28 protein-coding genes and 5 pseudogenes are annotated in these 26,830 nt (G+C 34.5%); 25 read left to right on the plus strand and 8 right to left on the minus strand.

The window, feature by feature from the left end:
* The first annotated feature begins 177 nt into the window (after positions 1–177).
* The 3 genes and pseudogenes from ACQKNZ_RS11015 (at position 178) to ACQKNZ_RS11025 (ending at position 3,055) form a co-directional block, all read left to right on the plus strand.
* Positions 178–593: pseudogene (locus ACQKNZ_RS11015) on the plus strand (VOC family protein).
* 131 nt (positions 594–724) lie between these two features.
* Entirely contained in the window at positions 725–2,344 is a 1,620-nt protein-coding gene (locus ACQKNZ_RS11020) for a catalase (protein ID WP_151109711.1), read from the plus strand.
* A gap of 66 nt (positions 2,345–2,410) precedes the next feature.
* Positions 2,411–3,055, plus strand: a complete 645-nt coding sequence (locus ACQKNZ_RS11025; RefSeq protein WP_154310751.1) for an SDR family oxidoreductase — start codon at positions 2,411–2,413, stop codon at positions 3,053–3,055.
* A 165-nt stretch (positions 3,056–3,220) separates the two neighbouring features.
* Here the strand turns inward: ACQKNZ_RS11025 and ACQKNZ_RS11030 are convergent, their stop codons facing one another.
* Complete coding sequence (locus tag ACQKNZ_RS11030) at positions 3,221–3,349, minus strand: hypothetical protein (RefSeq protein WP_255475378.1); 129 nt, start codon at positions 3,347–3,349, stop codon at positions 3,221–3,223.
* Positions 3,350–3,565: 216 nt separating this feature from the next.
* On the opposite strand from ACQKNZ_RS11030, the gene ACQKNZ_RS11035 reads away from it, so the two are divergent.
* The 7 genes from ACQKNZ_RS11035 (at position 3,566) to ACQKNZ_RS11065 (ending at position 8,218) form a co-directional block, all read left to right on the plus strand.
* Positions 3,566–3,919, plus strand: a complete 354-nt coding sequence (locus ACQKNZ_RS11035) for a PadR family transcriptional regulator (RefSeq protein WP_144536262.1) — start codon at positions 3,566–3,568, stop codon at positions 3,917–3,919.
* Positions 3,912–4,595, plus strand: coding sequence for a hypothetical protein (locus tag ACQKNZ_RS11040; RefSeq protein WP_427659698.1), 684 nt, complete (start codon positions 3,912–3,914; stop codon positions 4,593–4,595). The genes ACQKNZ_RS11035 and ACQKNZ_RS11040 overlap by 8 nt, the downstream gene beginning before the upstream one ends.
* Positions 4,585–5,127 (plus strand): DUF4825 domain-containing protein, encoded by a 543-nt coding sequence (locus ACQKNZ_RS11045; RefSeq protein ID WP_154310753.1) that lies wholly within the window; start codon positions 4,585–4,587, stop codon positions 5,125–5,127. The genes ACQKNZ_RS11040 and ACQKNZ_RS11045 overlap by 11 nt, the downstream gene beginning before the upstream one ends.
* 15 nt (positions 5,128–5,142) lie before the next feature.
* Positions 5,143–5,853, plus strand: coding sequence for a class I SAM-dependent methyltransferase (locus tag ACQKNZ_RS11050; protein WP_427659700.1), 711 nt, complete (start codon positions 5,143–5,145; stop codon positions 5,851–5,853).
* A gap of 186 nt (positions 5,854–6,039) precedes the next feature.
* Positions 6,040–6,453: a GNAT family N-acetyltransferase gene (locus tag ACQKNZ_RS11055; protein ID WP_427659702.1), complete on the plus strand. Its 414-nt coding sequence runs from the start codon at positions 6,040–6,042 to the stop codon at positions 6,451–6,453.
* The gene (locus ACQKNZ_RS11060; RefSeq protein WP_427659704.1) at positions 6,450–7,337 is read left to right on the plus strand and encodes an alpha/beta fold hydrolase; all 888 of its coding nucleotides are present in this window, start codon (positions 6,450–6,452) and stop codon (positions 7,335–7,337) included. The genes ACQKNZ_RS11055 and ACQKNZ_RS11060 overlap by 4 nt, the downstream gene beginning before the upstream one ends.
* Positions 7,338–7,366: 29 nt before the next feature.
* Positions 7,367–8,218, plus strand: coding sequence for a phosphotransferase (locus ACQKNZ_RS11065; RefSeq protein ID WP_151109724.1), 852 nt, complete (start codon positions 7,367–7,369; stop codon positions 8,216–8,218).
* Positions 8,219–8,227: 9 nt separating this feature from the next.
* Here ACQKNZ_RS11065 and ACQKNZ_RS11070 read toward each other — a convergent pair whose 3' ends face one another.
* Entirely contained in the window at positions 8,228–8,368 is a 141-nt protein-coding gene (locus tag ACQKNZ_RS11070) for a hypothetical protein (RefSeq protein ID WP_154310755.1), read from the minus strand.
* Positions 8,369–8,701: 333 nt separating this feature from the next.
* Positions 8,702–9,511 carry an STAS domain-containing protein gene (locus ACQKNZ_RS11075; RefSeq protein ID WP_427659707.1) on the minus strand — a complete coding sequence of 270 codons (810 nt, stop codon included), beginning with the start codon at positions 9,509–9,511 and terminating at the stop codon, positions 8,702–8,704.
* Positions 9,512–9,698: 187 nt separating this feature from the next.
* Here ACQKNZ_RS11075 and ACQKNZ_RS11080 point away from each other — a divergent pair, with 187 nt between their 5' ends.
* From ACQKNZ_RS11080 to ACQKNZ_RS11090, 3 genes and pseudogenes are all read left to right on the plus strand, one after another.
* Positions 9,699–10,268: a YdeI/OmpD-associated family protein gene (locus tag ACQKNZ_RS11080; RefSeq protein ID WP_427659709.1), complete on the plus strand. Its 570-nt coding sequence runs from the start codon at positions 9,699–9,701 to the stop codon at positions 10,266–10,268.
* Positions 10,269–10,284: 16 nt separating this feature from the next.
* Positions 10,285–11,196: pseudogene (locus tag ACQKNZ_RS11085) on the plus strand (helix-turn-helix transcriptional regulator).
* A gap of 79 nt (positions 11,197–11,275) precedes the next feature.
* Positions 11,276–11,808 (plus strand): annotated as a pseudogene (locus ACQKNZ_RS11090) (DinB family protein).
* A 79-nt stretch (positions 11,809–11,887) separates the two neighbouring features.
* Here ACQKNZ_RS11090 and ACQKNZ_RS11095 read toward each other — a convergent pair.
* The 3 genes and pseudogenes from ACQKNZ_RS11095 to ACQKNZ_RS11105 form a co-directional block, all read right to left on the minus strand.
* Entirely contained in the window at positions 11,888–13,189 is a 1,302-nt protein-coding gene (locus ACQKNZ_RS11095; RefSeq protein WP_151109732.1) for a hemolysin family protein, read from the minus strand.
* A 34-nt stretch (positions 13,190–13,223) separates the two neighbouring features.
* Positions 13,224–13,442 carry a hypothetical protein gene (locus tag ACQKNZ_RS11100; RefSeq protein ID WP_370455717.1) on the minus strand — a complete coding sequence of 73 codons (219 nt, stop codon included), beginning with the start codon at positions 13,440–13,442 and terminating at the stop codon, positions 13,224–13,226.
* Between the two features lie 27 nt (positions 13,443–13,469).
* A pseudogene (locus ACQKNZ_RS11105) lies at positions 13,470–13,661 on the minus strand (MerR family DNA-binding transcriptional regulator); the annotation flags it as partial.
* A 486-nt stretch (positions 13,662–14,147) separates the two neighbouring features.
* Between ACQKNZ_RS11105 and ACQKNZ_RS11110 the strand changes: the two are divergent.
* Positions 14,148–14,612 (plus strand): SRPBCC family protein, encoded by a 465-nt coding sequence (locus ACQKNZ_RS11110; RefSeq protein ID WP_144536284.1) that lies wholly within the window; start codon positions 14,148–14,150, stop codon positions 14,610–14,612.
* 88 nt (positions 14,613–14,700) lie between these two features.
* Positions 14,701–15,153, plus strand: coding sequence for an OsmC family protein (locus ACQKNZ_RS11115; RefSeq protein WP_151109736.1), 453 nt, complete (start codon positions 14,701–14,703; stop codon positions 15,151–15,153).
* Between the two features lie 146 nt (positions 15,154–15,299).
* Here ACQKNZ_RS11115 and ACQKNZ_RS11120 read toward each other — a convergent pair whose 3' ends face one another.
* Positions 15,300–16,325, minus strand: a complete 1,026-nt coding sequence (locus tag ACQKNZ_RS11120) for an NADH:flavin oxidoreductase/NADH oxidase (protein ID WP_154310761.1) — start codon at positions 16,323–16,325, stop codon at positions 15,300–15,302.
* Positions 16,326–16,529: 204 nt separating this feature from the next.
* Between ACQKNZ_RS11120 and ACQKNZ_RS11125 the strand changes: the two genes are divergently transcribed.
* Complete coding sequence (locus ACQKNZ_RS11125) at positions 16,530–17,738, plus strand: argininosuccinate synthase (protein ID WP_144536290.1); 1,209 nt, start codon at positions 16,530–16,532, stop codon at positions 17,736–17,738.
* Positions 17,735–19,108 carry an argininosuccinate lyase gene (gene argH / locus ACQKNZ_RS11130; protein ID WP_427659713.1) on the plus strand — a complete coding sequence of 458 codons (1,374 nt, stop codon included), beginning with the start codon at positions 17,735–17,737 and terminating at the stop codon, positions 19,106–19,108. The genes ACQKNZ_RS11125 and argH overlap by 4 nt, the downstream gene beginning before the upstream one ends.
* Before the next feature lie 74 nt (positions 19,109–19,182).
* On the opposite strand, the gene ACQKNZ_RS11135 is transcribed toward argH, so the two are convergent.
* The gene (locus ACQKNZ_RS11135) at positions 19,183–19,728 is read right to left on the minus strand and encodes a recombinase family protein (RefSeq protein WP_154310763.1); all 546 of its coding nucleotides are present in this window, start codon (positions 19,726–19,728) and stop codon (positions 19,183–19,185) included.
* 94 nt (positions 19,729–19,822) lie between these two features.
* Here ACQKNZ_RS11135 and ACQKNZ_RS11140 point away from each other — a divergent pair, with 94 nt between their 5' ends.
* The 8 genes and pseudogenes from ACQKNZ_RS11140 (at position 19,823) to ACQKNZ_RS11175 (ending at position 26,826) form a co-directional block, all read left to right on the plus strand.
* Complete coding sequence (locus ACQKNZ_RS11140) at positions 19,823–21,253, plus strand: SulP family inorganic anion transporter (protein ID WP_427659716.1); 1,431 nt, start codon at positions 19,823–19,825, stop codon at positions 21,251–21,253.
* A gap of 13 nt (positions 21,254–21,266) precedes the next feature.
* Positions 21,267–21,686: pseudogene (locus ACQKNZ_RS11145) on the plus strand (universal stress protein).
* 84 nt (positions 21,687–21,770) lie between these two features.
* Positions 21,771–22,325 (plus strand): GNAT family N-acetyltransferase, encoded by a 555-nt coding sequence (locus ACQKNZ_RS11150; protein ID WP_144536301.1) that lies wholly within the window; start codon positions 21,771–21,773, stop codon positions 22,323–22,325.
* Between the two features lie 84 nt (positions 22,326–22,409).
* Positions 22,410–23,486, plus strand: a complete 1,077-nt coding sequence (locus ACQKNZ_RS11155) for a metallophosphoesterase (protein ID WP_427659718.1) — start codon at positions 22,410–22,412, stop codon at positions 23,484–23,486.
* A 123-nt stretch (positions 23,487–23,609) separates the two neighbouring features.
* Positions 23,610–24,320, plus strand: coding sequence for an ABC transporter ATP-binding protein (locus ACQKNZ_RS11160; RefSeq protein ID WP_427659720.1), 711 nt, complete (start codon positions 23,610–23,612; stop codon positions 24,318–24,320).
* A complete protein-coding gene (locus tag ACQKNZ_RS11165; protein ID WP_151109752.1) occupies positions 24,314–25,054 on the plus strand; it encodes an ABC transporter permease in 741 nt (246 codons plus the stop codon). Before ACQKNZ_RS11160 ends, ACQKNZ_RS11165 begins: the two co-directional genes overlap by 7 nt.
* A 64-nt stretch (positions 25,055–25,118) precedes the next feature.
* A complete protein-coding gene (locus ACQKNZ_RS11170) occupies positions 25,119–25,649 on the plus strand; it encodes a PadR family transcriptional regulator (protein WP_427659723.1) in 531 nt (176 codons plus the stop codon).
* 559 nt (positions 25,650–26,208) lie between these two features.
* The gene (locus ACQKNZ_RS11175; protein ID WP_144536314.1) at positions 26,209–26,826 is read left to right on the plus strand and encodes an NUDIX hydrolase; all 618 of its coding nucleotides are present in this window, start codon (positions 26,209–26,211) and stop codon (positions 26,824–26,826) included.
* Positions 26,827–26,830 lie beyond the last annotated feature (4 nt).

Raw genomic sequence — 26,830 nt, forward strand, 5'->3', positions numbered from 1 at the left:
ACCACCTGAGACTAGAGCTTAGGTGGTATTTTTGTGGACAGGGAAAGTTATGATAGTATGTGACTTCAAGGCTATATTGAAAAACTTGCGAAACAATTATAGAAAAAGTTTTCTGAAAAAATAGATTAATAATATCTATTAATAGTAAAATAAAATAAAATAAAGGGGGAAATAATTTTGAGTGAAAAATTAGTAAGAGTGGGAACTACGTATATACCAGTTTCTAATGTTGTACTTTCAAGCGAGTGGTACACGGAGAAACTTGGAGCTAGAAAAAATTATCAAGATGAGGATAAAGCCATTCTAAATTTAGCAAATCACAGCATCTTTTTGGTTAAGAGCAAAGCGGGTGAAACTTTAAACTTTATAGACAACAATGGTCAAAATCGTTTTGCGTTAACATTTGAAGTTGATGGTATAGATAATCTTATATCTTTACATTATGAGTTAAATAAAACCTAGTCCAAGTAGGACAAGTAGAAAATAGAGGACATGCAGGTAGAAATTTTGTGTTTGAGGATCCGGACGGTAACAAATTCGATGTTTGGAGTGAACTAAGCCCGTCATATAAAGAAAAATTTAATATGCAATAATTAAAAGAGACTATCATGGTCTCTTTTTTACAGACTATTTTTTTCATCATTAGCGATTTGTTAAGTTTAAAGATTAATAAAATCGGGAAATAAAAATGAGGAATGCACTATTTCTAAGGGAGGGCTTCATCATGACAGAAGAAAAAGAAATGAGAAATGGTTCAAAAGAAAGTGAGCAGAAAAGAGAGACACTAACAACTCGCCAAGGACATCCTGTAACGGATAACCAAAATATACGTACTATAGGTAATCGCGGTCCAGCTACACTTGAAAATTATCATTTTATCGAAAAGATTTCGCACTTTGACCGTGAAGAAGTACCTGAACGAGTAGTCCATGCTCGAGGAGCAGGAGCTTTTGGCTATTTTGAAACGTATGGAAAAGTGGGAGATGAACCAGTAGAAAAATACACTCGAGCAAAAGTATTCTCTGGTGCTGGAAAACAGACACCATTAATGGTTCGTTTTTCAACGGTAGCGGGTTCAAAGGATTCTCCTGAGACAGCACGTGATCCTCGCGGATTTGCCGTAAAAATGTACACAGAAGACGGCAACTGGGATTTAGTCGGGAATAACTTGAAAATTTTTTTTATTCGCGATGCGATGAAGTTTCCTGATATGATACATGCTTTTAAAGCAGATCCTGCTTCAAATATTCCGAGTCCTCAGCGTATGTTTGATTTTGTTTCTCGATCACCTGAAGCGACACATATGATAACTTTCTTATTCTCGCCATGGGGAATTCCAGCTACATATCGCCATATGCAGGGATCTGGAGTTAACACCTATAAATGGGTTAACGAAAAAGGCGAAGCAGTACTAGTTAAATACCACTGGGAGCCTAAACAGGGTATTCGCAATCTAACACAAGAAGAAGCGGATGCTATTCAAGCAAAAAATGTGGGACATGCTACACAAGACTTGTATGAGTCAATTGAGCGAGGAGAATATCCAGAATGGGAACTATTTGTTCAAATCATGAGTGATGATGAACATCCAGAGCTTGATTTTGACCCGCTAGATGACACCAAATTATGGCCACCAGATCAGTTTCCATTCCTACCAGTCGGTAAAATGGTCTTAAACCGCAATCCGATTGATTACCATGCAGAAATTGAACAAGCTGCTTTTGGTACTGGGGTATTAGTTGATGGATTGGATTTTTCAGACGATAAGATGCTTCAAGGACGTACTTTCTCCTACTCCGATACACAACGCTATCGTGTAGGAGCTAACTATTTGAAATTACCCGTAAATGCACCTAAAGTTCCAGTTAGAACAAATCAGCATCGTGGACAAATGGATGTGCATAGACCTGATGAAGCTGGAGGCAATCCACATGTCAATTATGAGCCATCTATGATTGGTGGATTACAAGAAGCAGAAAAAACAGAACATATAAAACACGAACCTCAATATAATGCAAAAGCAACAAGCGCACCAATAGATCGTGAGAACAACTATGGTCAAGCAGGTGAGACATACCGTAGTTTTGAGGATTGGGAACGCGAAGAATTGATCAAAAACTTATCTGCAGCACTTTCTATTTGTGATCCTCGTATCCAAGAGGCTATGATTTATCATTTTACACAGGCAGATGAAGACTACGGTCGACGTGTAAAAGAAGGTATTCAACGTAAGATGAAAGAAATGGAAGAAATGAAAAAACAAGAAGAGCAACAAAGCTCTCCTGGAGCCAATGCTGCAGCAGATAAAGCAGAGGATGTTGGCCGAGAATCTAAACCTTACTAATAATTTCTACCCCCTTCGCTAAATGGAGGGGTTCTTTATTTCATCCATCAAAAGGAGTGAGTTTAAATGAAAGTAATAGTTGTAGGAGCAAATGGACAAATTGGTAAACAGATAGTAGAAAAATTACAAATTGATGATCAGCATACTGTAACTGCTGTTGTTCGCAAACAGGAACAGGTTAAAGACTTTAATAATCAAGGAATAAAAGCTGTATTACTTGATTTGGAGGGTAAGGTTGATTCGCTGACAGAAGCATTTACAGGAGCCGAAGCTATCATTTTCACTGCTGGTTCAGGTGGACATACAGGTCCGGATAAAACCTTGTTAATTGATTTAGATGGAGCAGTGAAAACAATGGAGGCAGCAGAAGCCGCAGGTGTGGAAAGATATATTCTAGTGAGCGCTTATGATGCTGACAAACGAGAAAACTGGAATGCCGAAATGCGTCCATACTATGTGGCGAAGCATTATGCAGATAGAATGCTAGAGCAAAGTAGCCTAAACTACACAATTGTTCGACCTGGTGGTTTAATAAATGAAAAGGCTCAAGGTAAAATTACGGCGGGAATTGAGGCAAAACCAAGTACGATAACACGTGAAGACGTGGCGGATGTTTTAATAGCATCATTAGAGGAACCAAGTACTTATCAAAAAAGCTTTAATGTCGTAAATGGTACAGTTTCTATTACGGAAGCTTTAAAAAATATATAAAAAGTTGAAAATTAATTAATAGAATGTAATGAATAAAACTAAGTTTTACTTAACGATTAAAAATGATATTAGCAGACTCCATTTTTTTAGGGGTCTGTTTTTCTTTTGTTAAACACTACTCGAATAGAAATGAAATAGTATGCTAGTAGTAGCAGGTTTTATTATTTATTCAGTCAGACATACTGCCCTGGTTAGTAATTGAATATCATGAAGGATTTCTTTTTTTAAAGTATCATTTTCACACCTATAGTAATCGTCTACTAGCTTAACTAGTTCTAAATATATGAGATTCATTCGGAGTAGCTCCTTTTAATTGGGTTAAAAGTTTCTAATCTATTATTCCTGAATTATATACATTTTAAACATTATTTTTAAATGAAGTTTATAAAAATTCAGAAATTCTAATGTATATTCTTAAAACAGGAATATATTGTATTATATTTTTTACTTCTGGTATAGTACATTGACACACATAGTAATATGTCTTACATTATAAAGGAGGTGATAAGCTTGTCGGAAAATGAGGTAAGTGCCGATTTAATAAGAGGCCATATCGATACAATTATCTTAAAAATTTTAAAGCGTGGAGATAATTATGGGTATGAAATTGTGAAGGCTATTTCCAACGATAGTAATGGGGTTTATATTTTGAAGGAGCCAAGTTTATATAGCAGTCTAAAAAGATTAGAAAAGTTAGGATTTATTAATGCCTATTGGGGAGATCAGTCTCAAGGAGGAAGAAGAAAATATTACACTATCACGAAGGAAGGTTTATCTGTATATCAAGAAAATGTAATGGCATGGAATAGAGCGAAATTGCTCATAGATCAATTAGTATTAGAAGGGAGCGAACAGAGTGAGTGAAGTTCGGAAATATGTCAATAAGATGTTTGCTGGGTACCCCAAAAACGAAGAAACATTAGATTTAAAAGAAGAAGTAATAGGAAATCTAGAGGCGGAAATGGAAGACTTAGTTATTAATAAAGGATTTTCCGCCGAACAAGCATTTAAGGTCAGTACTGAAAAAATGGATAAACTGGATGGGGTAATAGAAGGGGTACAAACCATTCAGTTAAATAAAGTTATGGTTGAGATAACTCAATGGTTGCTTCTTTATTTGTTGGTCGCGTGGATAGTTTCCATTCCTTTAAATATTTATAGTTCCTTAAGGGCTACTAGCTGGCTTCTGTTTATACTGATAATAATAATTGGCATTTTTTATATCGTGTTAAAGTTTAGTGGAGGTTTTTTAACAAATGATTTAAAAAATATTAACCTCGGGCTTTTAAAGAAATGGCAAAAAGTGATTTGGATTATATGGACATTATTTATCGTAGGTCAATGGGGAATGATTACTGCCGTTTATTTTGGTAGTGACATATGGTTTGGACGCACTATATCTTTTGATGGACCATATCAATTTGGACAAATAGTTACTAGCTACTTGGCTCCGCTTGTTTCAATAATCATACCCCTATTAATGAACAGACTTAGACAAATGCTAATCTTAGGAGGAAAGCAGAGAACTTATGAAGAATAAGATAATCATTGTGCTATTCATTATCGGAATTATACTGTTTGGTTGGATGAACCTCTTTTATATACCAGCAGAAGAAAAGGCAATGGAAGAAGAAACGATACAACAGCTTAATCCTGAAACGCATGATTTTAGCAAAGTTCTAGCTTATGAGAACAGGTATATGGGGAATTTAACAAACAACGCACAACTATTTCAATCGCTCCCTTTACAAAATTATTTGAATGGATATGAGCAGGATTCCAAAATTCACTTATTAATTGTCAATTACAAGGATTTAGATGGTTTACCTCAACAGCATATCCAAAAATCCATCATCTATAATACAACCGCTGCTTTTGTTCTTATTAAAAATTTAGAACAGATAGAGCTTCGATTTCCTACAGAATCATTTTTTGTAAAGAGAGAAAATGTGGAGAGAGTTCTGGGAGATTTGGAGGTGCTTTTAGATCCAGAAGTATTTGAAGAACAAGTGCAATCTCCACTGAAAAATGCTGTTTTAGAAGAATGGATAGTGCAGTATACGTCAATCTAAAAAGGAGCAATCATTTTGAATAGAAGTGTAATAAAAGCATATGATGAACTTGCCAATGACTATGAGCATCATGTGGATCAAAGAAGCTTTTATAACACAGAGTATGAAAGACCTGCCATGATTAAGGAATTACCAAGGTCGGTAAGTAACTTAAACGTGTTAGATGCGGGTTGCGCAGCTGGTTGGTACACCTGTGAACTTATTAGACATGGAGCAATAGTTACAGCTACTGATATTAGTCAAAATATGGTTGACGCTACTAAAAGAAGAGTTGGTGAAAAAGCTACCGTTGTTTGTTTAGACCTAGCAGAGGAACTTCCATTTGAGAATAGCAGCTATGACTTAATTATTTCCTCTCTAGTCCTTCATTATTTAAAAGATTGGAAGTCTACATTCAAAGAATTTAATAGAATCTTAAAACCAGGTGGAAAATTGCTATTTTCTGTTCATCATCCATCTATGGACGTGAGATTATCAAAAGAAGGGAACTATTTTTCTCACGAACTAGTTGTTGATGAGTGGACCCGTGATGGTAAAATCATTGAGGTCCCTTTTTACAGAAGGCCTATGCAAACAATACTGAATGAAACCTTACAATATTTTAAATTAGAAAAAATAATAGAGCCACAGCCTACAGAAGAATTTAAGAAAAGGGATTCAAGTGGTTATCAAAAACTGAAAAAAGCACCGCATTTCTTGATAATAAAGGCAAGTAAACATGGCTAGATCTATTCTATGTTTAATAAGAAATTACACAAACACAATGATTGTTAGTACTCCATATAGAAAAGAAACTATCTCTTCTTTTCAAATTTATTTCTATTGGTTTTTTGTATTATTTTACGGAACTTACAATTATATTCCATTAAATATGTTATTGTTTTGATATACATAATTCTTGGAGGGGTTTAGATGGTCTTAAAAATTGTAACTATATTCACAGAAAAACATTTAAATGACTTATTTCTTTTGTTTCAAAATGAATGGTGGACAAAAAATCGAACAAATGACGATATACTAAAAATGTTAGATTTAAGTCATGTAGCTATAGGTTTAGTTGATAGTGAGACCGATGAGCTAGTAGGGTTTGCAAGAGCTATTACAGACGGTATGTACAGAGCCTTTATTTTTGATGTAATAGTAAAAGGGAGCGATAGAAATCGAGGACTAGGTTTTGCATTAATGAATAGTCTTCTGGAAAATTCCCTTATTCAAAGTGTGGAAAGAATTGAGCTTTATTGTCCTGAACGATTAGTTTCTTATTATGAGCAATTTGGGTTCTCAACTGATGTGAACGGGAGTACTTTAATGAGGTTGAAGCGATGAATTTAATAGCCAATGGAGAGTACAAAATTAAGATCAACGACATTTTTCACTGGATTAAAGTCGAGGGAATAGAACATAATACGATACCCCTAGTAGCTATTCATGGAGGACCAGGAGGTAATCATTACGTATTTGAGCATATTGCAGGAGCAAAATTATCTGATCACAGAACGGTTATTTATTATGAGCAACGAGGCTGTGGAAGGAGTGAAAAACCTCTATCACAAAGTGATTATTCATATGAGCTCTTAATCGAAGATTTTACTAAGATACTAGAGTGGTCTGGATTTCAAAAAGTTGACTTACTTGGCTATTCGTTTGGAGGAGAGTTAGCTCTCGAGATAGTTGCTAGCTTACCTGAAAAAATACACAAAGTAATAACCTCATGTCCAAGCCTTATTTCATTAGAAACACAGTATTTGCTTCAAATCGCAGGATTTGTCTCTGTGGCGGAGCCAAGACTTTTATACGAGATAGAACAAGTTTTAGCCGAAACATCCTCCATTCACACAAAACACAAAAAGATTTGGGAAATTGTTAATGAAAACACTTTAGACAAATTTATGTTCAATAATATAAAAAACGCAAATATTTACCGAAAGCAAATGATTGAAAGTGGCTTAAAAAATTCGGGTCATATGATGGCAGCGTTACAAAGAAATCCTCGCGAAATTCCATTGTATGAAAGATTATCTCAAATTACCAATGAAATCCTTATCATTACAGGAGTCCATGACCGTAATAGCGGTTTAGGCATTTCAAATCTCATACATAATAATTTACAAAAGAGTAAGTGGGTTTTGTTTAATGAAAGTGCACATTTTCCTGAAATAGAGGAAACAGATAAGTACGTAAATCAAGTCCTCGCATTTTTAGAATCTTAGATTATAGTAGCAAGTGAAAGGATAAGAAAATGAACATAGATGTAATTCTAGATGAGCTTATTAGTAAGGGGATATTGCCAGCAGATGTAAAATGGCAAGTTTCTCATTTGCAAGGTGGAACCGTAAGTGAATTATACCTTATACAAAACACAGTGGGAGAAAAAATAGTAGTAAAAAGTAATGTCCCTGCCTTAATAGATGCAGAAGGTGAGTTTTTGAAAATATATGAAGAAATTGACCTTGTACCGAATATTATGTATGTGGAAAAAACACATAAGTATTTAGTTTATAGTTTCATAGAAGGAGAGACTAATCTCGGAGTAATAGATAAAAAGCAAATGCTTAAATTACTTGTTGAGGGGCTCATCAATCATTATAAAATAACAAAAAAATATAATGGTTGGGGATGGGCTGATGATCTTTCTTCCTCCTGGTTTGATTTCATGGAAACAAGAGTTGAAGAATCATCAATCTTGTTAGCAGATTATTTAGGTGAAGATGACTTCAAGCTCGTACAAGATTTAATCCAAAATCAAAGTAATCTGAATTTAAAGCCATTCCTTTTACATGGAGATTGTGGAGTACATAATTTTATATTTAATGGTAAAGAACTTAAAGGTGTTATTGATGCTTCACCAGTCATAGGTCATCCAATGTATGACCTGGTTTACGCCTTTTGTTCATCCGCTGATGACCTATCTAAGGAAACAATCGACTATGCCTTTTCCTTGATGAATATAAAAGATGAATATTTGGCTAATAACCTGTATAAAGAGGTTGCAATTGGTTTATATTTTAGATTGGCTACTTGCCTCAAGCATCATCCAGAGGACTGGCCGATTTATAAAAAAGGCTGGGATTATTGGAAAGCGATTGTTTAGAAACCCTATCTACATCTGATTGATAAATAATCCAATAAAAATAAGTGTGATAGTGGAATTTCCAATCATCGATATTAATTTTGAGTAGCCCATATCAGTTTCTATTATTTCAGGCTTATCTTGATAAATCCATTTCTTTAACGATTGCACTGCTTACTTCCGATTGATCAAAGGTTAAATACGCCACATCGTGTGGAAATTCGACTTTGTTACCAACATCCTGTTGGCCTGAAGCGCTCGGACTGAGCGCAGCGAGGGAGGAGGGTGATGCCGTGCCCGTGGAAAGCGCAGCGCCTGAAATGGAAATCGACGATTTCTCACTATGTATTGTAAAAAAAAAGACTATAGACAATTTCAAATTTCTCTGGTTTGTCTACAGTCTGTGGCCATATCTTTGAGAAATGGCCTTTCAAGCTTTGAAAATATTGAGCTGTGGTTGCTTAAGCGTTATTTTGTACTGATTTTCGATTAATACATAAGAGATCAATGTATGCTCTCTAAAGCAATTTTTAAATTTGGATATACTATAGAAGATATTTCTATCCCTTCTATGATAGCCATTTTAGCTAGATCAGGACTGACTCCAGTGGCAATTACATTAATGCCCATTAAACGAATCATTTGAACCATTTCATTTATAAGGCGAATATTTACTTTGTCTATTTTATAGACGCCAGAAAAATCAATTATTACGTAATTTACATCCATATTTGCTATTTTAGGAGTAGAATTTTCTATCAAATACTTGATTCGAAAAGTATCGATGCGGCCTACTAATGGTAAAACAATTATTCCATCTTTTACTGGAATAACTGGTGTTGCTACTTTAGCTATTTCCATTTGAGAAGTCTTCTTATATTCGCTTACAAGAAATTCATAATTTGCAACAGTTTCGTTAAGGCTAACATCTAACATTCTATTAACTTGAATTATCATTTTACTTAATTCGTGCAAGCTAAGATTGAACTGAACAGCTAAATTAGTTAGTATCTCAGTTATAACATTGCGGGTAGGGAGATATCTAACTACTAAAATAGATAAATTACCATCTAGAGAGACCATTGCCGCATTCCTCTTACTCCATTCCAACAAGGAATCAGGAATTTTTTCTTCTCCGCTTACGACATACTCCCCAATAAAGCTTACAAATTCTATATACATATTTATCGCTTGCTCTTGCTCCCAAGGCGGAATTTCCATATCTATAGAATGGACTACACCATTAACTATTTCGTTAGCCAACAATTCCTTGTTATTAAAGATATAATTCGAAATGCTTTTAAGTGAGCTCATATTCTTTCTCCCTTTTTGTATTGCTTCTTATTCATCATAAAAATTTGATTCTTGTAAGTCAAGGTTTTAAGCAATAAGAAATAATGAATATAGTAAGCTTTTCAGTATTAATTTCACAGACATTTCAAATAAATAAAATAAAAAGTTATACTAGTAACAAATATTCTTTTAGAAAGGATAGGGTGAAATGGAAATAAATAATTTGATAAGAGTTAGTACAAGGCAGGGATTAAGAGATTGGCTTGAGCTAAATTCAAATAAAGAAACATTTTGTTGGGTATTAGTAAGTATGACTGAACAATCAGGCGACATCCTGTATTTAGATGCAGTTGAAGAGGCATTATGTTTCGGTTGGATTGATGGTACAAAGAAGAAAATATCAGATACTGAACTAGCTCAAAGGCTTTCCAAAAGAAAGGAAAAAAGTAACTGGACAGAATTGAATAAAGAAAGAGTAAGGAGACTCGAAAAATTAGGTTTGATGAAAGAAGAAGGACTGAGAATTCTCCCTGATATGCAACCTGAATCCTTTACTATAGATATAGAAATCGAAACTTGTCTGAAAAAAGAGGAGCAATTATATCAGAACTTCGTTAATTTTCCTGAACTATACAGGAGAATTAGAATTGATACAATTCAAAGTTATAAAAATGAACCTGTTATCTTTAATAAAAGGTTGGATAAGTTTATTGAAAATACGAGAGAAAACAAAATGTACGGTCAGTGGAATGACAATGGTCGCTTAATTAATTATTGAAGGAAGGAAATGAGAATTGAAAATAGAACGATTGATATCCATCATATTCAAGCTCCTAAATAATGAAATTTTGTCAGCTTCTAGTTTAGCTGATGAATTTCAAGTATCATCCCGGACAATTTATAGAGACATCGAAACTATTTGTGCAGCAGGAATACCAGTCGTTTCATACCAAGGTACTAACGGTGGCTTCGGAATAATACAAGGCTATAAATTTGATAAAAGTTTAATGGGTTCCTTTGACATACTAAATTTAATAACAGTATTAAATAGTTTATCGAGTATTTTTGAAGATAAGAAAGTTGAACATACGATAGAAAGATTAAAATCGCTGGATGTAAATGGTGACAATGTTTTAATGATTGACTTAGAAAACAATAGAACAGAACCAAATTCATTAATGGATCTTCGAAAAGCTATACATATAAGAAGAGTCATCCGCTTTGATTATGTAAATAATAAGAGTGAATTTACATCACGGAAAATAGAACCCCTTCGCCTCCATTATAAGTTTCGTAACTGGTATTTATATGGTTATTGCAGAGAACGTAAGAATAATAGAGAATTCCGAATATCCCGTATGATAAATATAAATTTGACACAAGAAAAATTTATAAAGAATCACGAAATAATAGATGAGTCATCTCATTTAGACGATAGTTTAGAAGGTTTTGAGGAAGTAATAATTTGGGTGAAACCTAATTCCTTAGCAGAAGTGTTAGACCAATTCCAAAATTATCCAAAAGAACTTAACAGTGATGGAAGTATGACATTTACAATTTCTGTTTATAGGCCTCTACAAGCTGGATAGCTTAAATCTATTCTTTTAAGCTTCGGTAGTGGGGCTAAAATTATCAAACCTGTAGAACTACAATCAATTTTAATAGAGGAGGCAAAAAAAATAATTAGAGTTTATAAAGATGTATGACAAACTGCTGTCATATATCTTTTTTTATAATACAAGTGTATCAACTTTTAAAACCAAGAAAAGAAGGAGTAGATGTTAAATGAATCACGGAAAAAAATGTATGAGTATCATGTTTGGGCTAATAAGGTGTTACTAGAAAGACTAAAGGAATTACCAAGGAATGTTTTGAATGAAGAAGTTAGTAGTTCTTATCCTACTATTGCACAAACGTTTAGTCATATTTATGTGGTAGATTTTATGTGGTTAAAAGTACTTAAAGGAATGGATATTCAAGAAGCATTGGAAGCTTCAATAGCTTTCTTAGAAAAGACCAATTTATATTCTGAAGATGAATTTGTTAAGTCATTGGAAGAACTGGCTTCAGACTATGAGGAATGGTTGGATAGCCAAAAGGATTTAGAACAAAAAATTAATCTAAATAATCCTTGGTCAGGTGCTAGAGAAACGGCTTACTCAGAAATTTTATTTCATGTTGCTAATCATGGAACTTATCATCGAGGTAACATAACAACGATGTTAAGACAACAGGGGCACGCTTCGACAATGAATGACTTATCTTTATATTGGTATCAAATTAATTTATTGAAGTACATTTTTACAAGCCAAATTTAAAAAAATGATAAAAAGTGAGGTATAAGCGAAAAGAACCCATTTTGATAGCAATCATCAAAATGGGTTCTATTTTATATTGTTAAGCTCTCAATTTTTGTACTTCAATAAATTGAATATGATTGTCTTGCTTGTCATGGATAGAGAACATAAAACCATCATGCTCAATTTGATTATCCAAATTTAAATCTATATCCTGTGTATAATACCATCCACCGATTGTATCTACGTCAGGATTATACAGGTCAATTCTCAATAATTTTGCAACATCATCAAGTAAAACGTTTGTATGGATTATATAATGGTCTTCTTTTACTTTACGAACATCTGGTACTTCATCGTCATCAAACTCATCTCGAATTTCTCCTACTATTTCCTCCAGGATATCTTCAACAGTTACAAGTCCAGAAGTACCACCGTATTCATCCAATAATATAGCCATGTGAATACGTTCTTTTTGCATTTTTAACAGTAAGCTGTTGATTGGGGTTGTTTCAATAGTATTAATCACGGGATTTACAAAATGCTTTATAGTAAAGTTCTCTACTGTTATACGATTGTTAATACCTTGTGTTAGGAAGTCCTTAATGTTGATAAATCCAATTATGTTATCTCGATCTTCTTCATATACAGGATAACGCGTATACCGTTCTTCAGAGATGGTAGTTAAGACCTCATGAAACGTTGCGTTTATCTCAAATCCAATTATTTGAGTTCTCGGTACCATAATCTCTCGTGCGATTCGATCATCAAATTCAAAAACGTTATTTACATATTTCAATTCATTTTGGTTTATCTCTCCACTCTTATAGCTTTCTGCAAGAAGCAGGCGAAGCTCTTCCTCTGTATGAGATAGCTCGTGCTCTGATGCTGGTTTCATACCAAAAAGGCCAACTAGCAAACGAGCAGAACCATTTAAGAACCAAATGAAGGGATAAAGTATCTTATAAAAAATCATTATTGGTTTAGCGAATACAAGAGTTACTGCTTCAGCTTTTTGAATTGCTATTGTTTTAGGAGCCAGTTCACCAACTACTACGTGTAAAAAGGTAGCTATTACAAAGGCAGCCCCTATGGTGAAATAATGAATATTGTCAGTGCCGATTCCTATCGCTTCAAATAATGGATGAAGGATAAACTCGAAAGTTGACTCACCAACCATCCCGATACCTAAAGCTGTTACAGTAATACCAAGCTGGCAGGCCGATAAGTATTCATCCAAATGAGTAGTAACTTGTTTTGCAGCTTTAGAACCTTTCCGTCCTTCAGCAAGTAATTGATCTATTCTTGATTGTCGTACCTTTACAATGGCAAACTCCGTAGCAACGAAGAATGCTGTTAAAGCTATTAATATGACAAATATCGTTAAATTCAATGCGGTCAATAAGTTGTCTTACTCGAAAGTAAGACTTCACCTCCTAAGTGATCAATAGTAATAAGGATTGCATAAGCGCAACACTTTCTGTTGAAACTTTCTGTTTAATAGAATGTTTAGTGTTATCTTCTTTGTCATTTATCTGTTCCAATAAATGAGAAACTTCTTTTTCTAAATATTTCATCTGTAATCGTATTTCTTGAATGTCTATTTCCTCAACAACATCTCTTGCAAGCTCTCTTTTGATTTGCTCTAGTGACATACCATCTGACTTTTTCTCTTCAATTAGTCTTAGTTTTTCAATCGCATCATAAGGATAGTAACGATAATTGGAACTAGAACGTTCAGCTTCTAATAGACCAAGAGTAGTATAATAATCAATGGTACGTTTAGTGATGCCACTTTTCTCAGCTAATTCGCCAATTCTTAGTTTCTCTTTCCCAACAGTATCACTCCTAACCGTAACGTTATGGTTTAGTATATTATGTGTTTAATTGAATTGCAAGTGATAATACTAAGGTTTAGCAAATTCATTTATAGTTTTTAGCTTTATGTAAATAAGAGTATAGTGTATGAAAAAAGGCAAAATTCATAGCTTAATTATCCATAAATATATACTTTTCTTAGGAGAAGGACTTTAAGAAATTGCTGGAAAAGGGACTTAGACATGAATATAAATCATCTTAATATATCTCTTGTTATACGATAGTTTAGAAGATAGACAGTACTCAGCAGCCGAGAGTATATAGTCTTTTCGTATAAAGAGTGAAACGGTCATAAATTTCTCTATCCGGTTATAAAACCTCTTGGAACGATCATAAAAAATTCTAAACGGATATAAATCTACTTCTTTCGACAATTTCTTATTAGAAGACATTTCGTGAATACTTTAATGGTTTATAGTAGAAATATGAAAGAATTCTACTATTTTAAAAGGTGAATTTTTCAAGTAGAAGGGAGATAACAGATGCCAACTATCATATGTGAAATTTTTATAGATGCTCCAATAGACCTTTGCTTTGATCTTTCGAGGGATGTGACCATTCATACAAAAACAACCGGACAAACAAAGGAAAAGGCTGTTGATGGCAAAACTAATGGCTTATTAAATAAAGGAGATTGTGTTACCTGGGAAGCCACCCATTTTGGTATTAGACAAAAACTAACAGCCAAAATCATTGAAATGGAGAAGCCGTATACATTTAAGGATGTCATGGTAAGTGGTGCCTTCCATTCTTTTACACATACTCATCATTTTAAAGTACAAGGTACTGGCACGTTAGTCAGGGATGAATTTGTCTATAGATCACCTTTAGGAATTTTAGGGAAACTAGCAGATGTTTTGTTTCTTAAAAGATATATGACAAGTTTTTTAAAACAACGTTCCCATGAATTAAAAAGGATAGCTGAAAGTCAAAGAATACAAATCTAAATCCGTTAGGTTATCACTAAACACATGCAATTATCACTCTTTTTAATAGTTTTGTAATATAATATTTGTAGAATTGGAGATGATAATAATGGTAATTACTACAATGAGTTCGAGAGCTGATTTGGTTGAAAAGCTACAAGTTGAGGTAAAAACAAGAGGGCATAAAGTGATAATCGACGAACCAACTCGTTTAGGTGGAACAGATGAAGGAATGAATCCATTAGAATTATTGCTTTCTTCACTAGGTGCTTGTCAAACAATAGTCGCTCAAATGTCAGCTAAGAAACTTGGCGTCCAATACCATCATCTAACTGTTGAGTTAGAAGGAGATATTGATACAGATGGGTTCCTTGGACTTTCGGATATTCGACCTGGTTTTTTAGAGATCAGATATAAAGTCAATATTATATCCGATGAGCCTCAAAAGAAAATCGAAGAATTCATTTCATATGTAGAAGCTCACTGTCCAGCATTAGATTCATTAATTAATGGTGTCAAGGTTGTATCTCAAGGTGTAAATGTTCAACAAACAGAAAAATAAGCGTGCTTACTATAATGAACGAGGCTTTTATATCAATTTCTATAGTAGCAAATGAGTTCTCGAAAATAACTAGAGGATGGTAATGACATAAGTCACGACCATCCTCTTTTTTTAGAAGATCCCTAGAAAAGACTCTTGTTCTTATCTTAAAATCCTCTTTTATAAGCTTTTGGCACGGTAGCTTTGCCATCTAAAATTTCTTGAGTATGCAATGCCCAATATGGATCTTTTAACATACCTCGGCCAATAGCTACCAGCTCTATATCCTCTTCAGCCATGGTTTTTTCGGCTAAAATTGGATCTTCTAATATTCCTACAGCAATTACTGGTAGATCTAGTGCTTGTTTATATGCTCTTGCAAAAGGTACTTGGTAACCAGGAGTATTTGCAGGCTTTACTTTTCCAGGGTTAGCTTCCCCTCCGCTAGAAACATGGAATACGTCTACTCCAGCTTCCTTGTACTGTTTTGCAATTTCAAGAGAGTGCTCTAAACCATAACCACCATCTATATACTCTATTGCTGAGATTCGGAACAATAGTGGCATATCCTCAGGCATAACACTTTTCACAGCTTTAATTACTTCTACACCAAATTTAGCATAATTGTCTCCATATTCATCAGTACGATTATTTATAGAAGGGGAGTGGAATTGGTGTATTAAATAGCCATGAGCTCCATGGAGTTCAATTGTATCGAAGCCTGCATCTACCGCTCGGCGAGCTGCTTCTTTATATTTATTTACCATTTCTTTTATCTCTTCTATAGTTAATGGTCTTGGTTCCTTCCATGTGCCATCAGATTCTACAGGTAAATTGGAGGAGCTTATCGGCTGGTCGGCATCTGTAGCTTTTCTTCCAGCATGAGCAATTTGGATACCAATTTTAGCATCGTGTTTATGTACTTCAGTTACGATTCTTGCATATGCAGGAATCTGCTCATCTGACCATAAACCTAAATCATAATCTGTAATTCTCCCGTCAGGTTCTACATCTGTCATCTCCACAATGATTAAGCCTGTGCCACCGACCGCTCGTGATACATAGTGAACAAAATGCCAGTCATTCGGGATCCCATCCTTAGCTTCTACGGAGTATTGGCACATTGGAGCCATTACAATTCTATTTTTTAAACTTAAACCTTTCACATTATACGGTGTAAATAGTTTGGACATTTCTATCAATCACTCCTTTTTGTTATTATCGCTTGTTTTGTCTATTCGTTCAAATAATGCGCATTAATAGAAACACAGATTTTATAAATGAAAAGTTTCAATATGCATATTTAATAAATTTTGGTTGTATTTATACAATCTTAATGTTACATTATGAATATTAATACGAAATAACCGTATATAAATACATTGGAGGAATTTAATATGAGCAAAAAAGTTGTTTTAGCATATTCAGGTGGATTAGATACTTCAGTTGCAATTACTTGGCTAAAGGATGAGGGCTATGATGTTGTAGCTGTTTGTTTAGACGTAGGAGAAGGCAAGGATTTGGAGTTTGTGAAAAACAAAGCATTAGAAGTTGGAGCAATTGAAAGCTATATGATTGATGCAAGGGAAGAATTTGCAAATGAATATGCATTGATCTCCATGCAGGCTCACACGTGGTACGAAAATAAATATCCATTAGTATCTGCTCTGTCACGTCCACTGATTTCTAAAAAACTAGTGGAAATTGCTGAAAAAACAGGAGCCACTGCAGTAGCTCATGGTTGTACTGGTAAAGGTAACGATCAAGTACGTTTTGAAGTTTCTATTAATGCATTAAATCCAGATTTAGAGGTAATCGCTCCGGTACGTGAGTGGAGCTGGAGTCGTGAAGAAGAAATCGCTTATGCAAAAGAGAAGAATATTCCGATACCAATTAACTTAGATAGTCCATTTTCTATTGACCAAAACCTTTGGGGACGTGCAAATGAATGTGGTATTTTAGAGGATCCTTGGGCAGCACCACCTGAAGATGCATATGATTTAACAGTTTCATTGGAAAATGCACCCGACACTGCCGACATTATTGAAATCGAATTTTTAAAAGGAGTTCCAGTATCACTTGATGGAGTTAATTATCCATTACATGAGCTTATTCTAAAATTAAACGATGTAGCTGGTAAGCATGGCGTTGGACGTATTGATCACGTAGAAAACCGTTTAGTTGGTATAAAGTCCCGTGAAGTATATGAAATACCTGGGGCACACACCTTACTGCTCGCTCATAAAGAACTTGAAGATATCACTTTAGTAAAGGAACTCGCTCACTTTAAACCGGTAATGGAAAAGAAATTAACAGAGCTTATTTATGAGGGGCTTTGGTTTTCGCCACTAAAAACAGCACTTGAGGCATTTTTAAAGGAAACACAGCAATATGTAAATGGAACTGTACGTGTAAAACTATTCAAAGGTCATGCGATTGTAGAAGGACGTAAATCCCCAAACTCCTTATACAATGAAAAACTTGCTACCTATACGTCCGAAGACGAATTTAACCATACTTCAGCTGTTGGATTCATTGAGTTATGGGGACTACCGACAAAAGTACATGCAATGGTAAACAAGGGAGAAAAGAAGGTGCAGGTATGACCAAGTTATGGGGTGGACGTTTCCAAAAATCCGCCGAGCAATGGGTGGACGAATTTGGAGCTTCTATCGAATTTGATCAAAAGTTAGTAATGGAAGATTTAGATGGTAGTATTGCACATGTCCAAATGCTTGGCGATTGCGATATTTTATCTACTGATGATGTAGACATAATTCTCGGTGGCCTAGTTCAACTTAAGCAGCTTGCAGTGGAACATAAGCTTGAGTTTTCTATTGCTAATGAAGATATACATCTGAATTTAGAAAAGATGTTAATAGATTTAATTGGACCAGTTGGTGGAAAGTTACACACTGGGAGAAGCCGGAATGACCAAATTGCAACAGATATGCATTTGTATTTAAAGAACCGAGTAGAAGAAATTATTGAGTTGATCCAAGTCTTCCAAAAAACAATCGTGAATCAAGCAGAGGATCATATCGAAACACTTGCACCAGGTTATACTCATTTACAACGTGCCCAACCAATTTCCTTTGCGCATCATTTAATGGCATATTTTTGGATGCTTGAGAGAGACAAAGAACGTTTTTTAGATTCTATGAAACGCATTGATATTTCACCGCTAGGTTCCGGTGCACTTGCAGGAACTACCTTTCCGATAGACCGTAAGCTTTCAGCAGATTATCTTGGATTTAGTAATGTTTATGCTAATAGTATGGATGCAGTAAGTGATCGTGATTTTATCGTTGAATTTTTAAGTAACTCTTCCTTGCTCATGACTCACTTATCACGTTTTGCAGAAGAAATTATTTTATGGTCTAGCTCTGAGTTTAACTTTATCGAATTGGACGATTCCTTCTCTACTGGATCAAGTATTATGCCTCAGAAGAAAAATCCAGATATGGCGGAGTTAATCCGTGGTAAAACTGGTCGTGTATATGGAAACCTAATGGGACTTTTAACCACTTTAAAAGGGTTGCCGCTTGCATACAACAAAGATATGCAAGAGGATAAGGAAGGTATGTTTGATACTGTAGAGACAATTGTTGGATCTCTTAAAATTTTTGAGGGAATGATTCGGACAATGACTGTACATACTAAGCGGTTGCATGATACAGTGCATAAGGATTTTTCAAACGCTACAGAGCTTGCAGATTATTTAGCAGCAAAGGGACTTCCGTTCCGAGAAGCTCATGAGGTGACTGGTAAGCTGGTGTTCCTATGTATTCAACGTGGATATTTCCTTTTAGATCTTCCTTTAAATGATTTACAAGAAGCTAATAGCTTAATAGAAGAGGACATTTACGGGGTATTATCACCATTAGCTGCTGTCAGAAGAAGAAATTCGCTCGGTGGAACAGGCTTTAATCAGGTTGAAATTCAAATAGAAGAAGCTAAAAAACGATTAATATAAAGTAAAACCCGTAGGAATGGATAAACACAATTTCTGCGGGTTTTCTTTGTATGTTATTTAGTAAGCTACTAATTTTACTCAGCGGACTCCAGATAGCGATATAGTGTTGACTTGCTTATGCCCGTTTCTTCTTTAATCTCATGGAGAGTGAAATCTCCTGAATGGTACATGGCAATTGCTTTTTTTATATTAGTATCCGGTTTTTTTGGTCGTCCTAATGTTTTTCCTTGTTCCTTTGCATTTTCTATGCCAATTGTTGTAGTCTGTTTTACTATGTCTGTCTGAAAATCCATTAAATACTGCATATATACTCTCAATGAAAGATTAAGTACCTCATCACTTTGTATTCCCTCATGAATGAATTGAATGACAACGCCGTCTCTTTCACCAAGCTTAAGAAGATCTACAAGATGTCTTGTTGTATCGGCAAGGACAAACATTCTTTCCACTACAATGATGTCTCCTTTTTTTAAGTTCATTAGAAGTGACTCTAGCTCTGTACGTTTTTTTGATGAGCCGTGGCTCTCCTGAAAAATATTTTGTGTTCGAGAGCCTAAACATGCTAGCTGTTGTTTGCAAGTAACATCATTATAGAGGGGTCTAACATATCCATAAATCATATAAAAGCAACTCCTTACATTTGTCCCCAAAAAGGTTCCATTTTGGGAATGAAGATGGTATGATAATCGAAGATTTTTTTAGAAGGAGATTATCATGGAAAATATAAAACAACAATGGTTTGGAAACATACGGGGGGATATACTGTCTGGTATTGTGGTCGCGCTAGCCCTCATACCAGAAGCAATCGCTTTTTCAATTATTGCAGGTGTCGACCCTATGGTTGGTCTGTATGCTTCCTTTTGTATTGCGGTCATTATAGCATTTGTAGGCGGACGACCAGGTATGATTTCTGCAGCTACAGGAGCTATGGCGTTAGTAATGGTACCACTAGTTAAGGAATACGGTTTAGATTACTTATTAGCAGCAACTATTTTAACAGGTATTTTTCAAATAATGTTTGGTGTATTTAAAATTGCTAAATTGATGAAATATATTCCAAATGCTGTAATGATCGGTTTCGTCAATTCGCTTGCTATTTTAATATTTATGGCTCAGGTTCCACATTTCATCGGTATTTCAACTATGACATATATATTTGTAGGCATTACGCTTATTCTTGTATATACATTACCACGTTTTGTAAAGGTAATACCAGCACCGTTAATTGCAATTGTCGTTTTGACTATTATTGCAATTTACAGTGGATTAGATTTAAAAACAATTGGAGATTTAGGTAACATTACTCAAACTTTGCCTTCCTTCTTTTTACCAGACGTCCCTTTAAATTTTGAAACGTTACAGATTATATTCCCTTATTCAATCGCCCTTGCAATCGTAGGATTAGTGGAATCTCTGCTCACTTCACAAATCATCGATGATATGACTGCTACGGAAAGTGATAAAAATAAGGAAGCAAGAGGTCAAGGTATTGCTAACTTTATCAATGGATTCTTTGGAGGAATGGCTGGCTGCGCCATGATAGGTCAATCGGTAATCAATGTGAAATCAGGGGGTAGAGGAAGACTATCTACATTAGTTGCTGGATTGTTTCTTATGTTCTTAATTATTGTATTAGGTGATTTAGTTATTAAAATTCCAATGCCGGTATTGGTTGGAATCATGATCATGGTTTGTATCGGTACCTTTGACTGGAATTCTTTTAAGTATTTAGTTAAGGCCCCAAGAACCGATGCAATTGTCATGCTAACAACTGTAATTATTGTAGTTTATACACATGACCTATCTAAGGGAGTTATCGCAGGGGTAATTTTAAGTGCTGTTTTCTTTGTTGTAAAAATTTCAACCTTAAAGATAATTCAACAGGAACAGCGATATATTATAGAAGGACAGCTATTTTTTGCTTCTACTGATAGCTTTGTGGATTACTTTAAAAAAGTATCCATACATTCGGAAAGTATACAAATCGATTTTTCTAATAGTCGGATCTGGGATGATTCAGGGGTAGTTGCATTATTTAAAGTAAAAGATTTACTTAGTGACCGAGCTATACAAGTAGAATTAGTTGGCTTAGATACATATAGCCAAAAAATGATTGCACAGATCGATGGCTTATCATCTCGTTAAGGGGGAATCACAAATGTATAAACATATCGTTTTAGCAGCTGATGGCTCTGAAAATGCTGTCCGTGCAGCGAAGGAAACTATAAAAATAGCTTCTATGAGTAAGGACTGCGTAGTGGAAGTAGTGTATGTTGCGGATTTTGAAAATGCGAAGACCGAGGTTTTGCACTCTAGCTCTAAAGAGGCTTTAGAGTTAGAAAGACGTAGAAAAATTAAAAATGTAGAAAAACTATTAAATGAATCAGAGATTTATTATAAAGTAAGAATACTGCATGGTATCCCATGACCAGAAATTGTGAAATTTGCTAATGAGAATAATGTAGATCTTTTAGTTATAGGTAGTAGGGGATTAAATTCCTTGCAGGAAATGGTTTTAGGTAGCGTCAGTCATAAGGTGATTAAACGCGTAAATTGTCCAGCTTTAGTAGTTAAATAGGTTTTTTGATAAGTCCTGTGTTTCACAGGGCTTTTAATTTTGAACGAATTTTCATATAATTTAAGAAACAAAAGGAGGAGAATTATGGAGACTCAAGAAGGTATTTATATTCGTTTACTTAAAATAGAGGACACTGAAGCCTCATTAGCTCTAGAAACAAAAAACAAGGAATTTTTTAAGCATTACACAGTATTAAGAGAACCAAGCTTTTATACATTTGAAAAAATAAAGGAACGGATCGAAAATGGGATTGAAGGAGCAGCGAATGATACTTTATATGCTTTTGGAATTTTTTTGTCAGGTACGGATGAGTTAATAGGCAATGTATCATTATCGCATATCTCACGTGGTCCGGCTCAAAGCTGTATGATTGGTTACTACTTAGATAAAAATCAGAATGGGAAAGGTTATATGACGAAGGCTGTCCAGTTAGCGGTTGACTATGGTTTTAAGACGTTGAAATTACATAGAATAGAAGCTGGAGTTATGCCTCACAATATTCCTTCTATAAATGTTCTAGAAAAAGCCGGCTTTCACAAAGAGGGAATTGCTAAAGAAAATGTGAAAATTAACGGAAAATGGCAAGACCATCTTATATTAGCAATTATTAACCCCGATGATTCAGAATCTGAGGTTTAAATAATATTTGATTGTATTTGTAGTTTAGACTCTTTTAGGCTAAATAACTCAAATCAAAAAGCTTAACTTAGGAGAAATCAAGTAATGTTAAATTTTAAAAGGCTCAATTTAGAACATAACAAAAGAGTTATTATAATTTCAGATATACATGGAAATTTACATTTATTCAAAAGCTTATTAGAAAAAGTCAATTACCAATCGGAAGATTATTTGTTTATAAACGGCGATTTATGTGAGAAAGGTGATAACAGCCTAGAAGTCATAGAATTTGTTCGGTTGCTCCAAGAAAGCTCTAGTAACGTATTTATAACGAAGGGTAATTGTGATGTTGTTCATCGATATATAATTCAGGAAGATAAATCCATTATTTCTTATATGAAAAATCGTAAAAAATCTGTTTTAAACGAGATGCTCAATCAACATGGAAAGAGTCTGGATGAATATACTAGCTTAAGCGAACTATCTAAGTTTTATCAAAAGCATTATTCAGAGATGATTGCCTGGCTGGAGGGGCTTCCAATTGCCTTTGAAACAGAAAATTTTATAGTCGTTCATGCAGGAATTGATCCTATAAAAGATTGGAAACTTACTGATGAAGAAACCGCATTAAATATTTCCTCTTTTCTAGATAAGGGGCATCAAGCCAATAAGCTAGTCATTGTAGGACATTGGCCGGTTATAAACTACCGTTCAACTTCAGTAAGCTCCCATAACCCTATGATAGATATAGATAAAAACATAATTTCAATTGATGGGGGAAACCAAATAAAACAGGATGGACAATTAAATGCTTTAATCATAGAAGGCGATACATATTCATATACCTATGTCGACAATCTTTCTAAATACATAATTGCACACAATGATTTCGGAGGATGCTCAAATAGAGTTGGTACTGTAGCTTATCCTAATTACGAATTAAAAATTATAAGACAAGAAGAATACTTTACCTTATGCGAAAATGTAAAACTAGGTATAGAACAGTGGATTAAAAATGAATATATTATTGAAAAAAACGGGACAAACTTTTGCAGGACAGATTTAAGTACTACCTTTCTCCCAGTAATGAGAGGAGAAAAGGTTTGGGTAGTAGATGACGGGTGTGCCGGTTACATGCTTGTTAAAAATGTTCTCGGAAAAATCGGATGGATTGAACAATAAATTTATTTACAAAAGGTATGGAGTAAACTCTGTACCTTTTTCTATTGACATTTAAACAGCACTACTATAAATTTTAATTAACGTTGAATAGTCAACGTTGAATAAAAAAGAAGGAGTGGTGAAATGTTATATTTGCAAGCTACAAATTTAGTTAAGAAATATGGTAACCGAGATGTAGTTAAAGATATTAATATGAATATTAGCCAAAACGAAATCCTAGGTGTAATTGGTCCCAATGGTGCAGGTAAGACAACTTGTATTGAGTTACTAATCGGATTAAAGGAAGAGGACGGCGGGACTATTCAATATTTTATGGAGGATTTTAAAAACAATATTGGAGTACAGCTACAATCAATATCCTTTTTCCCAAGGTTATCTGTCTCTGAAAATTTAAGGTTGTTTGGAGCCTTTTACAAAAAGAATGTAAATAAGTACGAAATGAAAGAAATCCTTTCAAAATGTAACTTAACTCAAAGCGCTAATATGGAAGCATCCAAGCTTTCCGGAGGTCAGCAAAAACGTCTTGCAATTGCTCTTACGTTAATACATGATCCGAAGCTAATATTTCTAGATGAACCAACAGCTGCATTAGATCCACTTTCAAAAAAAGAATTACATTCCCTAATTCGCCAAGTAAATAAGGAAGGAAGAACAGTTGTGTTTACTTCACATGACATGGAGGAGGTAAACTATCTAGCGAACAGAATTATATTTATAAATAAAGGCAGGATTATTTGTGAAGGTGATCCTAAATTATTGATAGAAGAACACAATGTAGCTAATTTAGAAAGCCTATATATTAAATTAATCTCTGAGGAGGTCTCTGAATGTTAATTATTTTTCGTTCTATGATTGTAAGTTCTTTGAGAGATAAAATTACCTTATTTTATTCTCTTTTGTTTCCTATAGGAATGATTATTGGATTAGGTCTCTATTTTAATAATATGGATGAACGTATTTTAACAGGCGTGACAGCAATTGGAACATTATTTTGGGGTATGCAAGGAATCGCTTTTCAAATTCTTTATCAACGAAACAAAGGTGTCTATAAAATGTTGAAAATAACTCCTTTACCGATTGGCCATTTTATCATCGCTATGGTGCTCGCTAGAACTGTATTGGGGGTAATCTTAAATATGGGTGTATGGATTATTGGAGTCTTGTTTTTTCAAATATCGATTAGTAGTGAAGCAATCATAGGAACTTTGCTACTTGTTACAATAGCAACACTCTGTTTTACTAGTCTTGGTTTTTTAATAGCCAACTTAGCTAATAATGAGGGCCATATTAATATGATTGCAAACCTGATTCAAATTCCTTTTATACTAATAAGTGAAGCTTTTTATTCTTTAAGTAAAGCACCCGGTTGGATCCACTTCATCAGCAAACTATCACCTTTTGAACACTACGTTAAAGCGTTGAAAGGCTTAACCGATGGAATGATGTTACCTATGGGATCCTCTATACTAATATTGTTAATTTACACACTGTTTAGCTTTTTATTGGCTGTTATTACCTTTAAATGGGAAGAACGGATAGGTAGTGAATACAAACCTATTTCTAACTAGGCTGACAATCGTCTTGTGCTATAATAATACTCAATATTGATTATTTATAATTGAGGAGAACTTTATGACAAGATTGATGGTATTAGGCCTACTAAAATTGAAGCCGATGAGTGGTTATGAAATTCAACAAACACTTCAAACAAGTGAAGCGGATCGTTGGGCAGGAATCTTAGCTGGTTCTATCTATCACGCTCTTAAGAAAATGGAAAAGGAGCAACTAGTAGAGCTAGAAGCAGTAGAGAATATTGGGAACAGAAGTAAAGCCATCTATAGAATCACTGAACATGGCAAAAAGGAATTTCAAACATTGCTAAAAGAAACATTGCAGGAACAATCTGTTAACCTGCCAAGTAATCTATACACAGCATTAAGCTTTATACAAGACCTTCCAAAAGATGATGTTTTAGAAGCTCTCTATAATCAAAAATTACAAATTGAAACAGAATTAGAACAGCAAAAAAGAGGTATTCAAGTTAAGAAAGAACATATGAAAGCGGATGAAGTTACAGAACTTATTTTTCACAATATGTACAGTCAATACGAACTACAAATACAGCTTCTCTACGATTTAATTAAAATCTATGAAAAAAGATGAATCTTGTTCCACAATCTAGGTTTTTCAATTCATTAGTCAGATTCAAGTCCAAGTGGAGAGCTTTTTCAATTGGCAACGCCTTTGTGACCGACATCCTCTTGGCCTGAAGCACCAGAACTGAACGTAGAGAGGGAGAAGTCTGAGGCCGTGTCGGTGGTTAGCATAGCGCTTGAAAACGATTTATTTGAGTTTATAAAGTGTGAATTGCTTGATAATAGTTTAATAGTTTTTTCCCCTTGATAGCTACCGTGACATACAAATGTCGGCAGCTTTTAATTTTTTTCTATCTTTATTCGAGCCATAATGATATATTTAATGTGAATTTTTAGACTTTTAAGTTTAATGCTTCATTGATTATTATCAGTTAGCACTTACAAAGTAAAACTGCCAGAGTCAGTGTCTTCCCTAAAAAAGTGTATGTAACTCCACAGCTAAATAAATTTTTCTCTATTGGATCATACAGAGGCAAGGTGCAAAGTCAGACAAAGTATCTATTTATCTTTTTAAAAGTAATAGACAATAATTTAAAAATGTCTCTAATACATAGGAGTGTTATGAAATGAGCCAAAAATGGTTGGAATGGGCAAAGAGGATTCAAGCTTTATCACAATCTGGATTAGCCTTTTCTAAGGATATATACGATATCGAACGATACGAGGAATTAAGAGCTATAAGTGCTGAAATTATAGCGGGACATACAGGAATAGAATTTCAAAAGGTACAGGATTTATTTACTAATGAAACAGGTTATCAAACTCCCAAAGTAGACGTCCGTGGAGTAGTTTTCAAGGATAACAAGATTCTCATGGTTTGTGAGAGTATCGACAACAAATGGTCCTTACCAGGTGGTTTTTGCGATATTGGGTTATCTGCATCTGAAAATATTGTAAAAGAAATAAAAGAGGAATCCGGGTATGAGGTAAAACCTATTAAATTGCTTGCATTATTGGACAAAAATAAGCATCCTCATCCACCAGAGGCATATCATTATTATAAAATATTTATCCGCTGCGAAATAATTGGAGGGACACCAGCAAGCGGTGTCGAGACAAGTAATGTTCAATTTTTCTCTCCTACTAATTTACCGCCACTTTCTACTAACAGAAACACAGAATCACAAATAATCACTATGTTTGAATACCTGCACAATCCGGATAAAGATACGATATACGATTAAACAA

The sequence above is a fragment of the Psychrobacillus sp. NPDC093200 genome, from assembly GCF_050280345.1.
GTDB classification, from domain to species: Bacteria; Bacillota; Bacilli; order Bacillales_A; family Planococcaceae; genus Psychrobacillus; species Psychrobacillus faecigallinarum.

What these genes read in the sequence shown, in the direction of transcription:
- ACQKNZ_RS11135 (WP_154310763.1), bottom strand. Translation starts at nt 19,728, where the DNA reads ATGATTTATGGATATGTTAGACCCCTCTATAATGATGTTACTTGCAAA.
- argH (WP_427659713.1), top strand. Translation starts at nt 17,735, where the DNA reads ATGACCAAGTTATGGGGTGGACGTTTCCAAAAATCCGCCGAGCAATGG.
- ACQKNZ_RS11160 (WP_427659720.1), top strand. Translation starts at nt 23,610, where the DNA reads ATGTTATATTTGCAAGCTACAAATTTAGTTAAGAAATATGGTAACCGA.
- ACQKNZ_RS11140 (WP_427659716.1), top strand. Translation starts at nt 19,823, where the DNA reads ATGGAAAATATAAAACAACAATGGTTTGGAAACATACGGGGGGATATA.
- ACQKNZ_RS11150 (WP_144536301.1), top strand. Translation starts at nt 21,771, where the DNA reads ATGGAGACTCAAGAAGGTATTTATATTCGTTTACTTAAAATAGAGGAC.
- ACQKNZ_RS11065 (WP_151109724.1), top strand. Translation starts at nt 7,367, where the DNA reads ATGAACATAGATGTAATTCTAGATGAGCTTATTAGTAAGGGGATATTG.
- ACQKNZ_RS11030 (WP_255475378.1), bottom strand. Translation starts at nt 3,349, where the DNA reads ATGAATCTCATATATTTAGAACTAGTTAAGCTAGTAGACGATTACTAT.
- ACQKNZ_RS11020 (WP_151109711.1), top strand. Translation starts at nt 725, where the DNA reads ATGACAGAAGAAAAAGAAATGAGAAATGGTTCAAAAGAAAGTGAGCAG.
- ACQKNZ_RS11080 (WP_427659709.1), top strand. Translation starts at nt 9,699, where the DNA reads ATGGAAATAAATAATTTGATAAGAGTTAGTACAAGGCAGGGATTAAGA.
- ACQKNZ_RS11055 (WP_427659702.1), top strand. Translation starts at nt 6,040, where the DNA reads ATGGTCTTAAAAATTGTAACTATATTCACAGAAAAACATTTAAATGAC.
- ACQKNZ_RS11110 (WP_144536284.1), top strand. Translation starts at nt 14,148, where the DNA reads ATGCCAACTATCATATGTGAAATTTTTATAGATGCTCCAATAGACCTT.
- ACQKNZ_RS11165 (WP_151109752.1), top strand. Translation starts at nt 24,314, where the DNA reads ATGTTAATTATTTTTCGTTCTATGATTGTAAGTTCTTTGAGAGATAAA.
- ACQKNZ_RS11170 (WP_427659723.1), top strand. Translation starts at nt 25,119, where the DNA reads ATGACAAGATTGATGGTATTAGGCCTACTAAAATTGAAGCCGATGAGT.
- ACQKNZ_RS11025 (WP_154310751.1), top strand. Translation starts at nt 2,411, where the DNA reads ATGAAAGTAATAGTTGTAGGAGCAAATGGACAAATTGGTAAACAGATA.
- ACQKNZ_RS11155 (WP_427659718.1), top strand. Translation starts at nt 22,410, where the DNA reads ATGTTAAATTTTAAAAGGCTCAATTTAGAACATAACAAAAGAGTTATT.
- ACQKNZ_RS11120 (WP_154310761.1), bottom strand. Translation starts at nt 16,325, where the DNA reads ATGTCCAAACTATTTACACCGTATAATGTGAAAGGTTTAAGTTTAAAA.
- ACQKNZ_RS11175 (WP_144536314.1), top strand. Translation starts at nt 26,209, where the DNA reads ATGAGCCAAAAATGGTTGGAATGGGCAAAGAGGATTCAAGCTTTATCA.
- ACQKNZ_RS11075 (WP_427659707.1), bottom strand. Translation starts at nt 9,511, where the DNA reads ATGAGCTCACTTAAAAGCATTTCGAATTATATCTTTAATAACAAGGAA.
- ACQKNZ_RS11045 (WP_154310753.1), top strand. Translation starts at nt 4,585, where the DNA reads ATGAAGAATAAGATAATCATTGTGCTATTCATTATCGGAATTATACTG.
- ACQKNZ_RS11115 (WP_151109736.1), top strand. Translation starts at nt 14,701, where the DNA reads ATGGTAATTACTACAATGAGTTCGAGAGCTGATTTGGTTGAAAAGCTA.
- ACQKNZ_RS11100 (WP_370455717.1), bottom strand. Translation starts at nt 13,442, where the DNA reads ATGTCACTAGAGCAAATCAAAAGAGAGCTTGCAAGAGATGTTGTTGAG.
- ACQKNZ_RS11060 (WP_427659704.1), top strand. Translation starts at nt 6,450, where the DNA reads ATGAATTTAATAGCCAATGGAGAGTACAAAATTAAGATCAACGACATT.
- ACQKNZ_RS11125 (WP_144536290.1), top strand. Translation starts at nt 16,530, where the DNA reads ATGAGCAAAAAAGTTGTTTTAGCATATTCAGGTGGATTAGATACTTCA.